Source organism: Nonomuraea sp. NPDC048916 (assembly GCF_040649575.1).
Classification (GTDB): domain Bacteria; phylum Actinomycetota; class Actinomycetes; order Streptosporangiales; family Streptosporangiaceae; genus Nonomuraea.
Genome location: NZ_JBEZFS010000050.1, coordinates 30,949 through 47,746 on the forward strand (window position 1 = coordinate 30,949; position 16,798 = coordinate 47,746).

Here is a 16,798-nt window from a genome sequence, read left to right on the forward strand (position 1 = left end):
CCGCCTGCGCGGGCGGTGGGGTGAACCCACCTGGGCAGGCGGGCGTCAGGGTGGGGTGGCGGGGCGGGACGCGTCGCCGACGTGCAGGCGGCGTTGCTCCTCCTCGACGATCTGGCGGGCCAGCGCCTGCTCCGAGACGTCGATCGCGTCCGGCGTCGACTCGGCGAGGTCGCTGCGCCTGGCGTAGGCGTCGAACAGGGCGCTCTTGGTGTGCAGGAGGCGCAGCATCCGCTCGTCCACGCTGTCGGGCGAGAGCAGCCGGTGCACCTGCACCCTGCGGACCTGGCCCATGCGGTGGGCGCGGGCCACGGCCTGGCTCTCGGTGGTCGGCTTCACCTGCGGCTCGCAGATGATCACGACGGAGGCGGCCTGCAGGTTGAGGCCGACCCCGCCGGCCTGGATCTGGGCGAGCAGCACCGCGTGGCCCGGCGCGGCCGTGAAGGCGTCGACGACGTGCTGGCGGCGGTCGGGCGCGAGGTCGCCGGAGATCGGCCCGTGGTGGTCGCCGAGCTCTTCGCCCACGGCCGCGAGCACGGCGCGGAAGTAGGAGAACACCACGACCTTGAGCCCGTTGCCGGCCGCCTCCTCGACCAGCTCCAGAAGCCGCTCCAGCTTGGCCGACTTCTCCGGCACCGCGTAGGCGGCGCGGCGCATGGCCATGAACCGGCCGGCCGCCACCGCCTCCCGGTAGACGTCGGCGTCGGCCGCGCTGAACTCCTCCCACTCGTCCACGTGGACGAGGTCGGGCAGCTCGGTCAGCACGTCCTCCTGGTTGCGGCGCAGGTAGACGGGCGCGACGGCGCGGCGGAACGCCTGGGCCCCGGCCGCCGCGTCGCTGCCCCTGACCTCGGTCAGCAGGCGGGGCTGGAGGTGGCGGACGAGGTTGCGGAACTCCTCGACCCGGTTCTCCATCGGGGTGCCGGTCATGAACAGCACCCGGTCGACCCGCCGGCACCACTGGGCCACCGCCTGGGACCGGCGGGCTTCGGGGTTCTTGGCGTAGTGGGCCTCGTCCACGACGAGCATCGCGACGTCGCGTGCGCTGTCCACCCTGTGCAGCCCGTCGAACGTGGTCACCGCGACGCCGCCGCGCTCGGCCCACTCCGCCCGGGCGACGACGCGATCGGCCCCGTGCAGCCGGTAGGCCCGCAGCGTGCTGCGCGCCTCGATCTCGCGTACCCAGTTGACCAGCACGCTCGCGGGGCAGACGACCAGGAAGTGCGTCGCGCCCTCGGCGTGCAGGTGGGCGAGGGCGGCGATGGCCTGGATGGTCTTGCCCAGCCCCATCTCGTCACCGAGGATCACCCGCCGCTGGGCCAGCGCGAACCTGGCCCCGAACGCCTGGTAGCCGCGCAGCGAGACACGCCGGTGGGTGTCGTCGAGCCGCTGGCCCCTGACGCGTTCGGCCAGGTCGTCGGGCAGGAACCCCTCGGCGGCCACCCGGTCGCCCGGCTCCAGGGCGGCGAACTCGGCCAGCAGGTTGTAGTAGTCGGCCGAGCGGACCTCGAAGTCGATCCACGCCTCGACCCTGTCGGGCGGCGGGCGCAGCAGATCGGCGGTGGCCTGCGCGAGCAGCAGCCGGGTCTCGGTCTCCTGGGCCAGGAGTTCGCCGATCTCCGCCACGGCCCGGGCGGCGCGGTCGCGGCGCTCGCCGCCGGACAGCAGCGTGCGCCACCAGCTGCCCGCGGGACGCGCGACCGGGATGAGAGCGTCGAGCCGCCGGCCGACGGCCTCGGCCGTGCGGCGGGCGCGCGGCAGGTCGGGACCGGCGGCCACCAGCCGGTGCAGGGCGACGAGCAGCGCGGTGGTCTCGGAATCCTGGTGCTCGACGTCGATCTGGACGGCGGTGGACGCCCGCGCGGCCTGCGCGATCTGCCGGGCGGCCGCGTGCGCCTGCCGCTGTGTCTGCGGCCCGATGCCCGGCACCCTCTGCAGCTCGTACGGCGTCGCCTTCAGCACGCTCAGCACCGTGGTGTATCCGGCGTTCTCGAGCGACCCGAGCCGCAGCCGCCCGCCGGTGACGTCCTTCAGCCGGGCCAAGGGGATGGCGCCCAGCCCGGCCCTGGCCAGCCGCTCGCGCGCCGCGTCGAGGGCGGACTGGACCTCGGCCAGCGCCCTGTCGTGCTCCTGGCCGAGGTTGCGGGTGTCTCCGAGCAGCCGCCCCGCCCGGCGCAGCAGGCTCCGGACCTCTTTGCCGCTTATCGGTCACCCCTCTTGTCGGCACCCCTCTTGTTGTCGGCACCCCTCTTGTCGGCTCCCCTTGCCGGGCGGGTCCCTGGACGCACCGTCCTACAGTGCCACAGAACGCCGCCTTCCGGCGTCCCGTCCAGCGGCCGGCGATCAACGACGACGCCACGCTGCGCCGCTGGGACGTGAGCGGCGCGAGCCTGATCATGCGCGGGTGTGCGGGTGGTGAGGTTCCGGTCAACAGCCGTCGCGCCTCGGCGCGTGACCGGGGGGCGTCGCGAGAGGTTCGACCGGACGTGCCCGGTCATTCCTGCTCGAGGAGCCCATGGAGTCGCTGCTGATCCTGCACGCGGTGGCGGCGATCTGCGCTCCGTGGCTGGCGAGGCGCCTCGGGCGGGGCTCGTTCGCCGTGCTGGCCGTGCCTCCCGCCTGCGGGTTCGGATACGCGGTCTGGGCGGCGGCGAACGAGCCGGTCACGTCGGCCCGCCCATGGGCGCCGGCGCTCGGCTTGGAGCTGGCCTTCCGCGCCGACCCGCTGGCTCTGCTGATGATGGCGCTGGTCACCGGCGTGGGCGCGCTCGTCCTGATCTACAGCATGCGCTACTTCAGGGCCGGCGACGAGGGGCTGGGCCGGTACGGCGGGGTGATGGTCGCCTTCGCGGGCGCGATGCTCGGCCTGGTGATCGCCGACGACCTGCTCCTGCTGTACGTGTTCTGGGAGCTGACCACGGTCTTCTCCTACCTGCTGATCGGCTACCACCCGGAGAGCAGGGCGAGCAGGCGGGCGGCGCTGGTGGCGGTGACCGTCACCACGTTCGGCGGGCTCACCATGCTGGCGGGGCTGGTGCTGATCGGCGAGGCGGCGGGCACCTACCGCATCTCCGTGATCGTCGCCGACCCTCCCCCGGCGACGTGGGCGGTGGTGCTGGTCCTGGTGGGGGCACTGTCGAAGTCGGCGATCTTCCCGTTCAGCCTGTGGCTGCCCGCCGCGATGGCCGCGCCGACCCCGGTCTCGGCCTACCTGCACGCCGCGGCCATGGTGAAGGCGGGGATCTACCTGCTGGCGAGGCTGGGCCCGGCCTTCGGCGACCTGGCGCTGTGGCGGGCGCTGGCCGTACCCCTCGGGGTGCTGACGATGCTGCTCGGCGGGTGGCGCGCGCTGCGCGAGACGGACCTCAAGCGGCTGCTCGCCTACGGCACGGTCAGCCAGCTCGGTCTCCTCACGGCGCTGTTCGGCGCGGGCACCCGGGACTCCGCGCTCGCGGGCGTGGCGATGCTGCTCGGGCACGCGTTGTTCAAGGCGGCGCTCTTCCTGGTGGTCGGCGTGGTCGACCGCGCGACGGGCACCCGGGACCTGCGGGCGCTCAGCGGGTTGCGCCGGTCGATGCCGTGGGTGTGCGCGGTCGCGGTGTCGGCGGGTGCGTCGATGGCGGGCCTGCCGCCGTTCATGGGGTTCGTCGGCAAGGAGGCGGCGCTGGAGTCGTTCCTGACCGGCGAGCCGGCTGCGACGGCGATCCTGGCCGGGATCGTGCTCGGGTCGGCCCTGACCGCCGCCTACACGCTGCGCTTCCTGTGGGGGGCGTTCGCCGGGAAGCCGGGCCGGGGGCCGACGCCGGTCCTCCGGCCCGCGGCGGCGTCGTTCGCCCCGCCCGCGCTGCTGTCGGTGCTCGGCCTCGCCGTGGCGCCGCTCGCGCCCGCCTTCGGCGCCGCCATGACGGGCTACACCGCGGAGTTCCCGCCCGGCCACGGCACCCACCTGGCGCTCTGGTCGGGGGCGCCCGTGCCGCTGGCCCTGTCGGCGCTGGCCCTGCTCGCGGGGGTGGGGTTGTTCCTGGCGCGGGAGCCGGTCGCCCGGCTCGGGACGAGCCTGCACATCGTCGACTCCGGCCACGTGTACTGGTCGCTCATGCGGCGGCTGGACCTCTTCTCCGTGCAGATCACCGGCATCACCCAGCGCGGCTCGCTGCCGGACTACCTGATGCTCGCGCTGGTCGCGATGATCGGCCTCGGCGCCTTCTCCCTGGGCTACGGCCGGCCGCCCGTGCTGGACGTGACCGTCGTCGGCTGGGAGCGGGTCGAGCAGCCCATCGTGGTGGTGCTGCTGATCGCGTCGGCCGTGCTCGCCCTGTACGCCCGCGCGTACATCCTGGTGGCCGTCGTCTCCGGCCTCACCGGGTACGGCGCGGCGCTGCTCTTCCTCGTGCACGGCTCCCCCGACCTGGCGCTCACCCAGTTCCTCGCCGAGACGCTGAGCCTGGTGGTGTTCGCGCTGGTGCTGCGGCGGCTGCCGCTGGAGGCGGACAGGGGGCGGCTGCGGTTCGGCTTCCGGCTGGCGCTCGGCGCCGTGGTGGGGGTGGTGGCCGCGGGCGCCGGGATGCTGGCGATGAGCGCGCGCGTCGCCGAGCCCGCGGGCGCCCACATGGCGCGGGCCGCGCAGTCGGCGGGCGCGCACAACATCGTCAGCGCGCTGCTGCTCGACATCCGGGCCTGGGACACGATGGGCGAGAGCTCGGTGATCGTGGTGCTCGCCCTGGGCGTCACCAGCCTGGTCTTCCTGCGCCGCCGGACGTACAGCATCGAGAGGGAGGGCGGCGAGCAGCCGCCCGGCCGCACCCACTGGCTGGCCTCGACGCTGCCTCCCGGGCAGCGGGCGCTGGTGTTCGAGATCGTGGCGCGGCTGACCTTCCACTCGGTGCTGCTGCTGTCGGTGTTCCTGCTGGTCATCGGGCATACGCGGGTCGGCGGCGGGTTCGCGGGCGGCATCGTGGCGGGCCTGGCCATCACCGTCCGCTACCTGGCGGGCGGGCGCTACGAGCTGGCCAGGGCGGTGCCGGTGCACGCGGGCGTGCTGATGGGCATCGGGCTGACCCTGTCGACCGGGACGGCGCTGGCGGGGCTGGTGCTCGGGCGGGCGGCGCTGGACATCCTGACCGTGGATGTGACGGTCCCGGTGCTGGACCACCTGCACCTGTCCACCGGGCTGGTGTTCGACCTCGGCGTCTACCTGGCGGTCGTCGGCCTGGTGCAGGACGTGCTGCGCGGCCTGGGCGCCGAGCTGGACCGGCAGATCGACGCGGAGACGGCATGACCGTCCCGCTGCTGCCCATCGCCGCCTGCGGCGTGCTGATCGCCGTCGGGGTCACGCTGCTGCTGGAACGCAGCCTGGTCCGCATCCTGGTGGGCGTGATCGTGCTCGGCAACGGCGTCAACCTGCTGATCGTCACGGTCGGCGGGCCGGCGGGCGCCCCGCCGATCCTGGGCCGGTTCGCGCCGGAGACCATGGCCGACCCGCTCCCCCAGGCCATGGTGCTGACCTCCATCGTGATCACGCTGGGGGTCAGCGCGTTCCTGCTGGCCATGGTGCACCGCTCATGGCAGCTGACCGGCAGCGACGGGGTGCAGGACGACACCGAGGACCGCCAGGTGCGGCTGTGGGCCAGGCGCGGCGAGCTGAGCGAGCGCCTCCGCGAGCTGCGGGCGGCCTACCGGCGGCTCATCCTCGACCAGCGGGCCGAGCTGGCCCGGCTGGACGCCGAGCGGGCCGAGCGGCAGCTGGCCGAGGAGACCAGACGCCAGGAGCTGGAGCCCGCCGAGGAGAAGCGGATCCGGCTGCTCGGGCTGCGTGAGGAGGACGCGCGCCGGCAGCGCCAGCAGGCGGCGCGGGAGAAGGCGCTGCGCAAGCGGCTGCGGACCCGGCAGCGGGAGGCGCTCAAGCAGATGCGGTCCGCGATCCGCGCCGAGCGGGAGCGGCAGGCGCTCGCGCTGGACCCGGAGCTCGAGGGTGACGAGGACTGATGGAGAGCCTGATCGGCCTGCCGGTGCTGCTGCCGCTCCTGGCCGCGGGGCTGAAACTGGCGATCGGCGTCCGCCTGCGCCGCCTGCAGTCGCTGATCAGCATCGGGACGCTCGGCATCGTGCTCGTGGTCTCGGTGCTGCTGCTGGTCGAGGCCGACACCCACGGACCGCTCGTCACCGACCTCGGCGGCTGGCCCGCGCCCGTCGGCATCTGCCTGGTCGCCGACCGGCTGTCCACGCTGATGCTGGTCGTCTCCTCGGCCGTGACGCTCTGCGTGATGATCTACGCGGTCACGAGCGCCTACGCCGACCAGGAGCACACCGCGCCCATGGGGGTCTTCCATCCCGCGTTCCTGGTGATGGTGGCGGGTGTGACCGACGCGTTCCTCACCGGCGACCTGTTCAACCTGTTCGTGGCGTTCGAGATGCTGCTGAGCGGTTCGTACGTGCTGCTCACCTTCGGCGGCACCCAGTCGAGGATCCGGGCCGGGGCCACGTACACGGTGATGGCCCTGACCTCGTCGATGCTGTTCCTCATCGCCCTGGCCATCACCTACGCGGGCACCGGCACGCTGGCCATCGCCCAGCTCGCCGAGCGGTTCGCCACGCTGCCCATGCACGTCCGGCTGCTGGTCGAGCTGACCCTGCTGCTGGTCTTCGCGATCAAGGCGGCGATGTTCCCGCTGTCGGCGTGGCTGCCCGACTCCTACCCGACCGCGCCGACGCCGGCCACCGCGGTCTTCGCGGGACTGCTCACCAAGGTCGGTGTCTACTCGGTCATCCGGCTGGAGGCGCTGCTGTTCCCCGGCGGGCCGGTGTCGACGCTGCTGATGTGGGTGGCGCTGGCGACCATGCTGACCGGCGTGTTCGGCGCCGTCGCCCAGACCGACATCAAGCGGATGCTCTCCTTCACGCTGGTCAGCCACATCGGCTACATGGTGTTCGGGGTGGCGCTGTCGACCGTGCAGGGCCTGGCCGGCGCCGTCTTCTACGTCGTGCACCACATCACCGTGCAGACGAGCCTGTTCCTGGTGACCGGGCTGATCGAGCGGCGCACCGGCACCACGTCCGTGGAGCGGCTCGGAGGGCTGATGAAGACGGCGCCGCTGATCGCCGTGCTGTTCTTCATCCCGGCGATGAACCTGTCCGGCATCCCGCCGATGTCGGGCTTCCTGGGCAAGCTCGTGCTGGTGCAGGCTGGGGTGGCGGACGGCCGCCCGCTGGCGCTCACGCTGGTGGCCGGCGGGCTGGTGACCAGCCTGCTGACCTTGTACGCCATGGTGAAGACCTGGGGCAAGGCGTTCTGGCGGGAGCCGCCGGCCGAGCACCCGGGCCTGGTGGTGGAGAGCGAGGAGACGACCGGCGGGGAACCGGTCGTGACCACGGCCGCGATGCCCGTCATGCTGCTCGGGGCGTCGGCGGCGCTGGTCGCGCTGGCTTTGTCGTTCACGGTGCTGGCCGGGCCGCTGTCGTCGCTGGCGATGCGGACCGCGGGTGAGCTCATGGTCCGCGAGCCGTACATCTCCGCCGTCCTCGGGAGGGCGACCCTCGGAAGCGCGGCGCTCGGGAACGCGAGTTTCGGGAGGGGGCTGTGAAGCTCGCGCCGAGGCTGTTCGGCAGGCGGGTGCCGCTGCCGCTGGTGGTGATGCTGGCCCTGCTCTGGGTGACCCTGTGGGGCGACCTGTCGGTGGGCAACGTGCTGGGCGGGCTGGCCACCGGGCTCGTCATCACGTGGTTGCTGCCGCTGCCGGTGCTCGATCCGGGCCTACGGCTGCACCTGACGGCGCTGCCGTCCTTCCTGGTGAGGTTCGCCGGCGACATGGTGGCCTCCACCGTCCGGGTGACCATCTGGGTGCTGCGTCCCGGCCCGCCGCCGACCCAGGTCATCCCGGTACGGCTGCGCACCTCGTCGGACGCGATGACCATGCTCGTCATGGTGGCGCTGTCGTCGGTGCCCGGCAGCCTCGTCCTCGAGGTCTACAGCGGGCGCCGGGAGCTGGTGCTGCACATCCTCGGCTACCGGGGCGACGTGGCCGGGAAGGTGGCGGCGGACGTCGCCGGGCTGGAGCGGCGCATCGTGGCGGCGTTCGGCACCCGGGCGGATTGGGAGGAGGTGCGGTGACAGGCGTCTATCTGGTGACCCTGGGGCTGCTCGGCTGCTCGGGGCTGGCCACGCTCTACCGGATGGTACGGGGGCCGAACATGCTGGACCGGGCCGTCGCGCTCGACGTGATGACGGCGCTGGCCATGTGCGGCATCGGCGCGTTCGCCGCCGTGCGGGGCGACTACTCCGACGTGCCGATCATGCTGGTGCTGTCGCTGCTGGGGTTCGTCGGCTCGGTGTCGATCGCCCGGTTCTTCGCGGGCAGGTCGCGATGAGCCTCCTCGACGTGGCGGCGGCCGTCAGCATGATCAGCGGTGCGGCGTTGTGCCTGGTCGCCGGGGTGGGCCTGGTCCGCTTCACCACCACGCTGGAGCGGATGCATCCGGGCACCAAGCCACAGGTGCTGGGCGTGCTGCTGATCCTGTTGGCGATGTGGCTGCGCAACCCGACCTGGGCGATGGCGGGGCCGCTGGCGGTCACCGGCCTGGCGCAGGTGATCACGGTCTCGGTGGCCGCCCACATCGTGGGCCGGGCGGCCTACCAGGAGGGGTCCCCGGGCGACGACGGCAGCGCGCTGCCCGCGCACGACACCACGACCTGAAGGCGGCTCGCCCGGCCGGCCGCGCTAGTCCTCCGGCGGGCTGGAGCGGTCGAACGCCGGCTGGACGAACCAGGCCCACAAGGCCAGCAGCGCGATGACCGCGGCCGTGACGATCGCCACCGTGGCGTCGAACAGGTAGTCGACCACCAGCATGGAGGACGTGGTCATCGCCACGACCAGCGCGAGCGCGCCGGTGATGCCGTACATGTTCGAGCGGCGGACCAGCGTCTATTCATGCCCTGCCGGAACAGCACCCGGTGCTGGGTGGCCGGGGCGATGTAGCAGATGGACGCGATCGCCGCGCTCACCAGCGCGACGTAGTACAGCCGCCGGTCGAGGTCGCCCAGCCGGACGAACCCCTCCGAGAACGGGACCGTGAGCAGGAACGCGAACAGCACCTGGACCCCGGTCACCGCGACCCGGGCGCCCTGTAACAGCTCCACGAAGTTGCGATCGGCTCGCTCGCCGTGGGATTCCTTCCCGGACTCCGTCCCCTGTTCCACTCGGGCCGTCCTTCCACCGCCATGACTTTGAAAGCCTTTGACTTACCTCGTACGGTCCGCCGAAACCTGGTCCGGCGCGTCACACGCACCCGGGCGGACCGAACGGCGGCGGCCGGTCAGCGGGTCAGGTGCCGATGGGCGAATACAGCCAGGGGTCGCGCAGGTCGTAGTAGGCAGGCTCGCCCTCGAAGAGGGTCAGCAGCTCGCCGAAGGCCTCGCGCAGCCGGGGCGGGGGCTCCTTGCGCTCGCCCGCCCTGGCCTCCTTCTCGGAGGTGAAGTACGCGGTCTCGGTGTAGAGGCCGCTCTCGTGCAAGGCCGCGGTGCCGCCGATGAGGTCGGGGCGGAAGGCGCCCAGCTCGGGCTCGCAGCGCCGGATGATCTCGTCCATCCGGTCCGCGTCCTTGAGCTGGCCCTGGATCACCTGCACGAATCCGGCCGAGTCGGACCCTCCGCCCAGGTACTGGCGCACCCGGGCGCAGCCATGGATGATCACCTTTCCCTCGAACAGGCCCGCGGTCGCGAACCACCACTTGCCCTGCCGGGCCAGGTCGGCCGTGCGCCACGACGACTCCTGCGTGTCGTAGCGCACCACGGCTATGTACGTGCCGCTGTCGGTCACGCCGACGGTGGTGCCGAGCCAGCCGTGCGCCTCGGGCGACATCTCGCGATGCCACCAGTCGAGGGCCTCCCGCAGCTCATCGGTCGTGGTCACCTGACCTTGAATGACCTCGATGAACATCACGCCCCCTGTTTTCGCCGCTGTTTCTCACGCTATGGGGGCTTCACAGCAAATTCGAGACGGCACGGTTCTCATGCGGGCCAAGAGTTGTTGTCCGCCGTTGACCCGCCGGGGGCGGGCGGGGTCAGGGCAGCAGGGTGTAGTGGGGGAAGTTGCCCACCAGGCGTTCGCCCTCGGGGCCGACGGTGACGGCCCGCACCAGGAGCTCGCCGCCGACGAAGGCGCCCCGCCAGGAGGCGCCGAGCCCGCCGAAGAGCTCGTCGCGGTCGCCTCGGGAGCGGGGCCGGTTGTGGCCGACCTTGAACGCGCGGATCTCGGGGGCGAGCCGGGTCGCCGTCTCCTCGGCGTCGCAGGAGAGGGTGGCGACCAGGGCGCCGTTGCTGGCGTTCATGGCGGCCAGCAGCTCGGCCTCGGTGTCGACCAGGACGATCGTGTCGACCGGGCCGAACGGTTCGGCGTGGAACAGCGGTGAGGAGCGGGGCGGGTCGAGCAGCGCCGTCGGCGCGAAATACGCGGAAATATCTTGACCGGGTAGGAAGTGTCCGCTGTCGAGGGCGGCCCGGTGGATCGGCACGCCGCCCTTGTCGACGGCCTCGTCCACCTGGTCGGCCAGCTCCTTGGCCTTCGAGGCGCTGATCAGCGGCCCGAAGTCCAGCTCCGGCAGCGGATCGTCCGCATCGCGGACCGCCAGCGGATGGCCGAAGCGCAGCGACCCGATCGCCGCCAGGTAGGCGGCCAGGAACTCGTGGAACAGCTCCCGCTGCACCACGAACCGCGGGTAGGCGGTGCACCGCTGCTTCCCGTAGTCGAAGGACGCGCGAATCTGCCGGGTCAGCAGGTCCCAGTCCGAGTACTCCCAGACGCCCCAGCAGTTGAGCCCCTCCTGCTCCAGGACGTGCCGGCGCCCCAGGTCGGCCACCGACGCGGCCACCTGCGCCCCCGCGTCCCTGCCGCCGACGAACGAGACGCAGCCCACCGACCGTCCCCGCACCAGCACGGGTGACAGCTCGGCCCCTCCCCCGCTGACCAGGGTGACCGGCAGGCCCTCCCTGACGGCGAGGGCCGTGGCCAGCGTGAGGCAGGACAGCCCGCCGCCCGTCGGGGTCTTGGCGATCACGGCGTTCCCGGCCAGCGCCTGGACCAGCATGGCGTGCATGAGCACGCTCATCGGATAGTTCCAGCTGGCGATGTTGCTGACCGGGCCGGGCAGTGGTGTCCGGCCCGCCACCATGCGGTCGATCTCGCCGAGATACCAGCGCACGCCGTCCAGGCAGCGGTCGACGTCGGCGCAGGCGGTCTTCCACGGCTTGCCGATCTCCCAGACCAGCAGCAGGGCGAGCAGGTCGCGGTGGGCGGCCATCGACTCGACCGCCGCCGACACCCTGGCCCGGCGCTCGGCGAGCGGCACGTGCCGCCACTGCCGGTGCTCGTCGACCGAGCCGGCCACGGCCCGCGCCGCCCCCGCCCGGTCCAGCCGGGGCGGCCCGGTGATGGCGGTGCCGTCCACCGGGGAGAAGACGGGGGCCGGGCGGCCGTCGCGCTGCCAGAACCCGCCCCAGTGGTTGAGCACCCGGTCGTCGTGGAACGCCTCCGGGGCCGCGGCACAGCATCTGTCGTGGGCGTCCGTCCAGGACATCCCGGGCTTGAGCTGCATGTGGGCCTCCTCAGTCGGACCAGTCGACGGCGACGAGCTCGGGCAGCGGCTCGAACTCCTTGATCGCTTCGAGCGAGGAGCCCATCGCGGCATTGGCCTCGCGTTCCACCATCACCTCCACGAGCACCGGCAAACGCTTCCGCTCCGACTCCGCGCTCGCCCAGGCCAGCGCGTCGGGAAGGTCGCCGGGCAGCTTCACGCGACGGGCCGGGCAGCCGAAGGCCTCCATCGCCTTGACATGGTCGATGCCGCCCTCTCCGTAGTGCAGGTCCACGGCGTAGTTCATCTCGTACGGAAGCTCGGCCTGCCTGATCAGGCCCAGGTACTCGTTGTTGACCATCACGATGACGAACGGGATCCGGTACTGGGCGGCGACCGCGACCTCCTCCATGAGGAACTGGAAGGAGTAGTCGCCCACCACCGCCACGACCTGGCGTTCCGGGTGCGCGCACTTCACGCCCATGGCGGCGGGCACCTCCCAGCCCAGCGGCCCGGCCTGGCCGCAGACCAGGTAGCGGCGTGGCAGGTAGGTGGCCTGGAACTGGCCCGACCAGATCTGGTAGAGCCCGATCGCGGTGACGAACGTGGTGTCGCGGCCGAAGAAGGCGTTGATCTCCCTGAACACGCGCGGCGGTTTGATCGGCACGTCGTCGAAGTCGTCCCTGCGGGTCAGGGTGCCGCGCAGCTCGGCGACCCTGCGCGCCCACCGCCCGGGGCTCCGCTGCCCGGTGCGTTCGCGCGCCTCGGCCAGCAGGCCGGCCAGCACCGGCCGGGCGTGCCCGGCGACCCCGAGGTCCGGCTCGAAGACGCGGCCGATCTGCGTCGGCTCGATGTCGACGTGGACGAACCGCCGGCCCTTGCGGTAGACGTCGAGGTCGCCGGTGTGCCGGTCGCCGAAGCGCGCGCCCACGGCCAGCACCAGGTCGCTCTCCAGGAACGCGGCGTTGCCCCACCGGGTCTGCGTCTGGATGCCGGCCATCCCGGCGAACAGCGGGTGGTCCTCGGGGAAAGCGCCCTTGCCCATCAGCGTCACCTGCACCGGGATCTGCAGGTATTCGGCCAGCTCGCGTAACTCGTCGCAGGCGTCGGCGGTGATCACGCCGCCGCCGGCCAGGATCAGCGGCCGGTCCGCGCCCTGGAGCAGGCCGGCCGCCGCGCGCACCGCCCGGGGCAGCGGGCGGGGCACCTCGACGGGCAGCGGCGCGTCCAGCTCCCGGTCGTACAGGCAGGTGCCGCGTTGCACGTCGATCGGCAGGTCGATGAGCACCGGCCCGGGCCGGCCGGACCGGGCGATCCGGAACGCCTCGCGGAACACCCAGGGCGCCTGGGCGGGCTCCTTGAGCTGCACCGCCCACTTGGTCACCGGCCTGGCGATCTCCACGATGTCGACCGCCTGGAACGCCTCCTGGTGCAGCTTGATGGTGGCGGCCTGGCCGGTGACGCAGATCATCGGGATGGAGTCGGCCATCGCCGTGTAGAGCCCGGTGATCATGTTGGTTCCGGCAGGGCCCGAGGTGCCGACGCAGACGCCGACGTTGCCGGTCACCCTGGCCCAGCCGTCGGCCGCGTGGGTGCCGCCCTCCTCGTGGCGGACCGTGATGTGCCTGATGGAGCTGCCGCGCAGGGCGGCGTAGAACGGCAGGATGGCGGCTCCGGGGATGCCGAAGACGGTGTCCACGCCCTCCGACTCCAGCACCGAGACCACCGCCTCCATGCACGGGACACGTTTCATCCGTTCAGCCTTTCGATCACCTTGAGCAGGGCGGAGTGGTCGAGCGAGCCGTGGCCCTGCGCCCTGGCGGCCGCCACGAGCTGGGCGACCTGACCGGTGAGCGGGAGGGAGACCCCGGCCTCGCGGGCGGCGGCGATCGCGATGCCCATGTCCTTGTGGTGCAGGTCGACGCGGAATCCGGGGGCGAACTCGCGCCGGATCATGCTGTGCCGCTTGAGGTCGAGGATCCGCGACCCGGCCAGGCCGCCGGCCAGCACGTCCAGCCCGGCCGCCGGGTCCACGCCGGAGGCCTCCAGCAGCACGATCGCCTCGGCCACCAGCCCGTAGATGCCGCCGACGACGAGCTGGTTGGCCGCCTTCACGGTCTGGCCGGCGCCCGGCGGGCCCACGTGCACCACGGTGGTGCCGAGCACGCCGAGGACGGGCCTGGCCGCCTCGAAGTCCTCGGCCGCGCCGCCGACCATGATCGACAGGGTGCCGTCGACCGCGCCGCGCTCCCCGCCGCTGACCGGGGCGTCCAGCGCCCTGACCCCCAGGGGCGCCGCCCGGCCGGCCACCCAGCGGGAGGTCTCGGGCCTGATCGTGCTCATGTCCACATAGAGCAGCCCGGGCCGGGCGTGCTCCAGGATCTCGGGGACGACCTCCTCCACCTGGGGCGAGTCGGGCAGCATGGTGATCACCAGGTCCGCGCCCGTGACGGCCTCCGCCACGCTCCGCGCGCCCTTGCCGCCTCTGGCCAGCAGCCGCTCGACCCGCTCGGCGCTGACGTCGAAGCCGGTCACGGCGTGCCCGGCCTTGAGCAGGTTGGCGGCCATCGGGGTGCCCATGATCCCGAGGCCGACGAATCCGATGGTCACGGCTTCCTCCAAGCGAACGCGCCCGGCCCCTGGTGCCGGTACTCCAGGCCGACGTGGCCCTGGTAGCCGGCGGCCTCCAGGCGGGCGAGGATCTCGGGGTACGGCATGCTCCCGGTGCCGGGCCGCCCCCTGCCGGGGTCGTCGGCGATCTGGACGTGGCCGAACCTGGGGGTGTGGGTGTCGATGAGCGCCAGCACGTCCTCGCCCATCCGGTGCAGGTGGTAGAGGTCGGCGAGCAGGGCCACGTTGTCGCGGGCGGCGGCGTCGATCACCGCGAAGGCCGCCTCCGACGAGGTGATCGGGTAGTCGGGGCACTCGTAGGAGTTGAGCGGCTCCACCACGACGACGGCGCCGGCGCGCGCGGCCACGTCGGCGGCCAGGGCGAGGTTCTCGGTGGCGAGGCCGGGGTCGGTGCCGGGGTCGTTGCCGTAGAGCGCGTTGAGCACCGTGCAGCCCATCTCGGCGGCGAACCCGGCCGCGATGTCGACGTTGGCGCGGAAGCGCGCCGACCCGTCGGGCCGGGCCATCAGGCCGCGGTCGCCCGTGGCCAGGTCGCCGGCGTCGAAGTTGAGCGCGACCAGGCGCACCCCGGCGTCGTCGATGGCCGTCTTCAGGGCGTCCAGCTCCGGGTCGGACGGCTGCGGCCCGGGGAACGGCCACCACAGCTCGACGGCGTCGAACCCGGCCTTGGCCGCGGCCTCCGGACGCTCCAGCAGGGGCAGGTCGGTGAGCATGATCGAGAGGTTGACGTCGAACTTCAGCATGGGTCCTCCAACCGCTTCATGGCGCCGCCTTCCCGAGCACCGTGCGCAGCAGCGCGGCCGTCTCCGAGGGGGTGCGCCCGACCCGGACCCCGACGGCCTCGAGCGCGTCCTTCTTGGCCTGGGCGGTGCCGGACGAGCCGGACACGATGGCGCCGGCGTGGCCCATCGTCTTGCCCTCGGGCGCGGTGAAGCCCGCGACGTAGGCCACGACGGGCTTGCTGACGTGCTGCTCGATGTAGGCGGCGGCCCGCTCCTCGGCGTCGCCGCCGATCTCACCGATCATCACGATCGCGTCGGTCGCCGGGTCGGCCTGGAACGCCTGGAGGCAGTCGATGTGGGTGGTGCCGATGACGGGGTCGCCGCCGATGCCGACCGCGGTGGAGAAGCCGAGGTCGCGCAGCTCGTACATGAGCTGGTAGGTGAGCGTGCCGGACTTGGAGACGAGCCCGATCCGGCCGGTGGAGGTGATGTCGGCGGGGATGATCCCGGCGGAGGACTGGCCGGGACTGATCAGGCCGGGGCAGTTGGGCCCGATGATCCTGGTCCGTCCGGCGGCCAGTGCCCGCAGGCGGACGGCGTCGTGCACCGGCACGCCCTCGGTGATCACGACGCAGAGCGGGATCTCCGCGTCGATGGCCTCCTCGCCGGCGGCCAGGGTGAAGCGGGGAGGGACGAAGACGACGCTGACGTCGGCTCCGGTGCCGGCGACGGCGTCCGCCACCGAGCCGAAGACGGGCACCGCGCGCTCGCCGAAGCCGGCCGTCCGCCCGCCCTTGCCCGGGGTGACCCCGGCGACGACGTCGGTGCCGGCGGCGAGCATCCGGGCGGTGTGCTTCATGCCCTCCGCGCCGGTCATGCCCTGGACGAGCACCCGGCTGTCCTTGGTCAGGAAGATCGCCATCACGCACCTGCCGCGAGTCCGGCGGCCAGCTCGGCGGCGCCGTCCATGGTGGGGACCTGGCGGACGGCCGGGTGGGCGGCGTCGCCGAGGATGCGCCGCCCCGCCTCGGCGTTGTTGCCGTCCAGCCGTACGACGACGGGCCTGGCCAGGCCGCGTTCGCCGAGGAGTCCGAGCGCGCTGACGATGCCGGTGGCGACCGCGTCGCAGGAGGTGATGCCGCCGAAGACGTTGACCAGGACCGAGCGCACGCCGGGGTCGGACAGGATGATCTCCAGCCCGTCGGCCATGACCTGGGCGGAGGCGCCGCCGCCGATGTCGAGGAAGTTGGCGGGGGCCGCCCCGGCGCCGGCGACCACGTCGAGCGTGCTCATGACGAGGCCCGCGCCGTTGCCGACGACGCCGACCCGGCCGTCCAGCTTGACGTAGTTCAGCCCTTTGGCCCGGGCCCGGTCCTCCAGCCCGTCCGACAGGGCGGGGGCCTCCCGGTCGTGCCGGAAGGCGGCGTTGCCGTCGAGGGTGACCTTGCCGTCGAGGGCGACGATCCGCCCACCGGCGGTGCGGATCAGCGGGTTGACCTCGACCAGCAGCGCGTCCTCCTCGACCATGACGCGCCACAGCCGTTCGAGCGCCTCGGCCGCCTCCTCCGGCAGGCCGGCCTTCTCGGTCAGCAGCCGCGCGGTGGCGGCGTCCACGCCGGCGAGCGGGTCGATCGGCAGCCGCACCACCTCGTCGGGGCGTGTCGCGGCGACCTCCTCGATGTCCATCCCGCCCTGCCGGGAGACGACGGCCAGGAAGGCGCCTTCAGCCCTGTCGACCAGGAAGGCCGCGTAGTACTCCGCGGCCGGGGTGGTGGCGGCCTCGACGAGGACGGCGTGCGCGCGGTGCCCCTTGATGTCCATCCCGAGGACGCGGCCGGCCTCCTCTCCGGCCGCGGGGGGGGGGGGGGGGGGGGGGGGGGGGG

At 72.9% G+C, this 16,798-nt stretch carries 14 protein-coding genes and 1 pseudogene; 6 read left to right on the forward strand and 9 right to left on the reverse strand.

The features are described 5' to 3' along the window. Window positions 1-45: 45 nt before the first annotated feature. A complete protein-coding gene (locus AB0C16_RS35685) occupies window positions 46-2,040 on the reverse strand; it encodes a DEAD/DEAH box helicase (protein ID WP_357689782.1) in 1,995 nt (664 codons plus the stop codon). A 472-nt stretch (window positions 2,041-2,512) separates the two neighbouring features. On the opposite strand from AB0C16_RS35685, the gene AB0C16_RS35690 reads away from it, so the two are divergent. From AB0C16_RS35690 to AB0C16_RS35715, 6 genes are read left to right on the forward strand one after another with little or no spacing between them, the layout of a single operon-like run. Next, window positions 2,513-5,275: a Na+/H+ antiporter subunit A gene (locus AB0C16_RS35690; protein WP_357689784.1), complete on the forward strand. Its 2,763-nt coding sequence runs from the start codon at window positions 2,513-2,515 to the stop codon at window positions 5,273-5,275. Then, window positions 5,272-5,982 carry a Na(+)/H(+) antiporter subunit C gene (locus AB0C16_RS35695; protein WP_357689786.1) on the forward strand — a complete coding sequence of 237 codons (711 nt, stop codon included), beginning with the start codon at window positions 5,272-5,274 and terminating at the stop codon, window positions 5,980-5,982. Before AB0C16_RS35690 ends, AB0C16_RS35695 begins: the two co-directional genes overlap by 4 nt. Beyond that, entirely contained in the window at window positions 5,982-7,577 is a 1,596-nt protein-coding gene (locus AB0C16_RS35700) for a Na+/H+ antiporter subunit D (RefSeq protein WP_357689788.1), read from the forward strand. The genes AB0C16_RS35695 and AB0C16_RS35700 overlap by 1 nt, the downstream gene beginning before the upstream one ends. Continuing rightward, window positions 7,574-8,104, forward strand: coding sequence for a Na+/H+ antiporter subunit E (locus tag AB0C16_RS35705; protein ID WP_357689790.1), 531 nt, complete (start codon window positions 7,574-7,576; stop codon window positions 8,102-8,104). The genes AB0C16_RS35700 and AB0C16_RS35705 overlap by 4 nt, the downstream gene beginning before the upstream one ends. Then, complete coding sequence (locus AB0C16_RS35710) at window positions 8,101-8,361, forward strand: monovalent cation/H+ antiporter complex subunit F (protein WP_357689792.1); 261 nt, start codon at window positions 8,101-8,103, stop codon at window positions 8,359-8,361. The genes AB0C16_RS35705 and AB0C16_RS35710 overlap by 4 nt, the downstream gene beginning before the upstream one ends. Continuing rightward, window positions 8,358-8,687 carry a monovalent cation/H(+) antiporter subunit G gene (locus tag AB0C16_RS35715; RefSeq protein ID WP_357689794.1) on the forward strand — a complete coding sequence of 110 codons (330 nt, stop codon included), beginning with the start codon at window positions 8,358-8,360 and terminating at the stop codon, window positions 8,685-8,687. The genes AB0C16_RS35710 and AB0C16_RS35715 overlap by 4 nt, the downstream gene beginning before the upstream one ends. Before the next feature lie 24 nt (window positions 8,688-8,711). On the opposite strand, the pseudogene AB0C16_RS35720 reads toward AB0C16_RS35715, so the two are convergent. The 8 genes and pseudogenes from AB0C16_RS35720 to AB0C16_RS35755 form a co-directional block, all read right to left on the reverse strand. Beyond that, window positions 8,712-9,190, reverse strand: a pseudogene (locus tag AB0C16_RS35720) (DUF6328 family protein). A gap of 124 nt (window positions 9,191-9,314) precedes the next feature. Continuing rightward, on the reverse strand, window positions 9,315-9,902 hold the full coding sequence (locus tag AB0C16_RS35725; RefSeq protein ID WP_357689796.1) for a hypothetical protein: 588 nt from the start codon (window positions 9,900-9,902) through the stop codon (window positions 9,315-9,317). 151 nt (window positions 9,903-10,053) lie between these two features. Then, window positions 10,054-11,583 (reverse strand): aldehyde dehydrogenase family protein, encoded by a 1,530-nt coding sequence (locus AB0C16_RS35730; protein ID WP_357689798.1) that lies wholly within the window; start codon window positions 11,581-11,583, stop codon window positions 10,054-10,056. 10 nt (window positions 11,584-11,593) lie between these two features. Continuing rightward, the gene (gene gcl / locus AB0C16_RS35735) at window positions 11,594-13,315 is read right to left on the reverse strand and encodes a glyoxylate carboligase (RefSeq protein ID WP_357689800.1); all 1,722 of its coding nucleotides are present in this window, start codon (window positions 13,313-13,315) and stop codon (window positions 11,594-11,596) included. Beyond that, on the reverse strand, window positions 13,312-14,172 hold the full coding sequence (locus tag AB0C16_RS35740) for a 2-hydroxy-3-oxopropionate reductase (protein WP_357689802.1): 861 nt from the start codon (window positions 14,170-14,172) through the stop codon (window positions 13,312-13,314). Before AB0C16_RS35740 ends, gcl begins: the two co-directional genes overlap by 4 nt. Further along, a complete protein-coding gene (locus AB0C16_RS35745; protein ID WP_357689804.1) occupies window positions 14,169-14,936 on the reverse strand; it encodes a TIM barrel protein in 768 nt (255 codons plus the stop codon). Before AB0C16_RS35745 ends, AB0C16_RS35740 begins: the two co-directional genes overlap by 4 nt. A gap of 16 nt (window positions 14,937-14,952) precedes the next feature. Beyond that, entirely contained in the window at window positions 14,953-15,837 is an 885-nt protein-coding gene (gene sucD, locus AB0C16_RS35750; RefSeq protein WP_357689806.1) for a succinate--CoA ligase subunit alpha, read from the reverse strand. Beyond that, window positions 15,837-16,798: ATP-grasp domain-containing protein (locus tag AB0C16_RS35755; protein WP_357689808.1), on the reverse strand; the 962-nt coding region annotated here is incomplete at its 5' end. The genes AB0C16_RS35755 and sucD, both read right to left, overlap by 1 nt.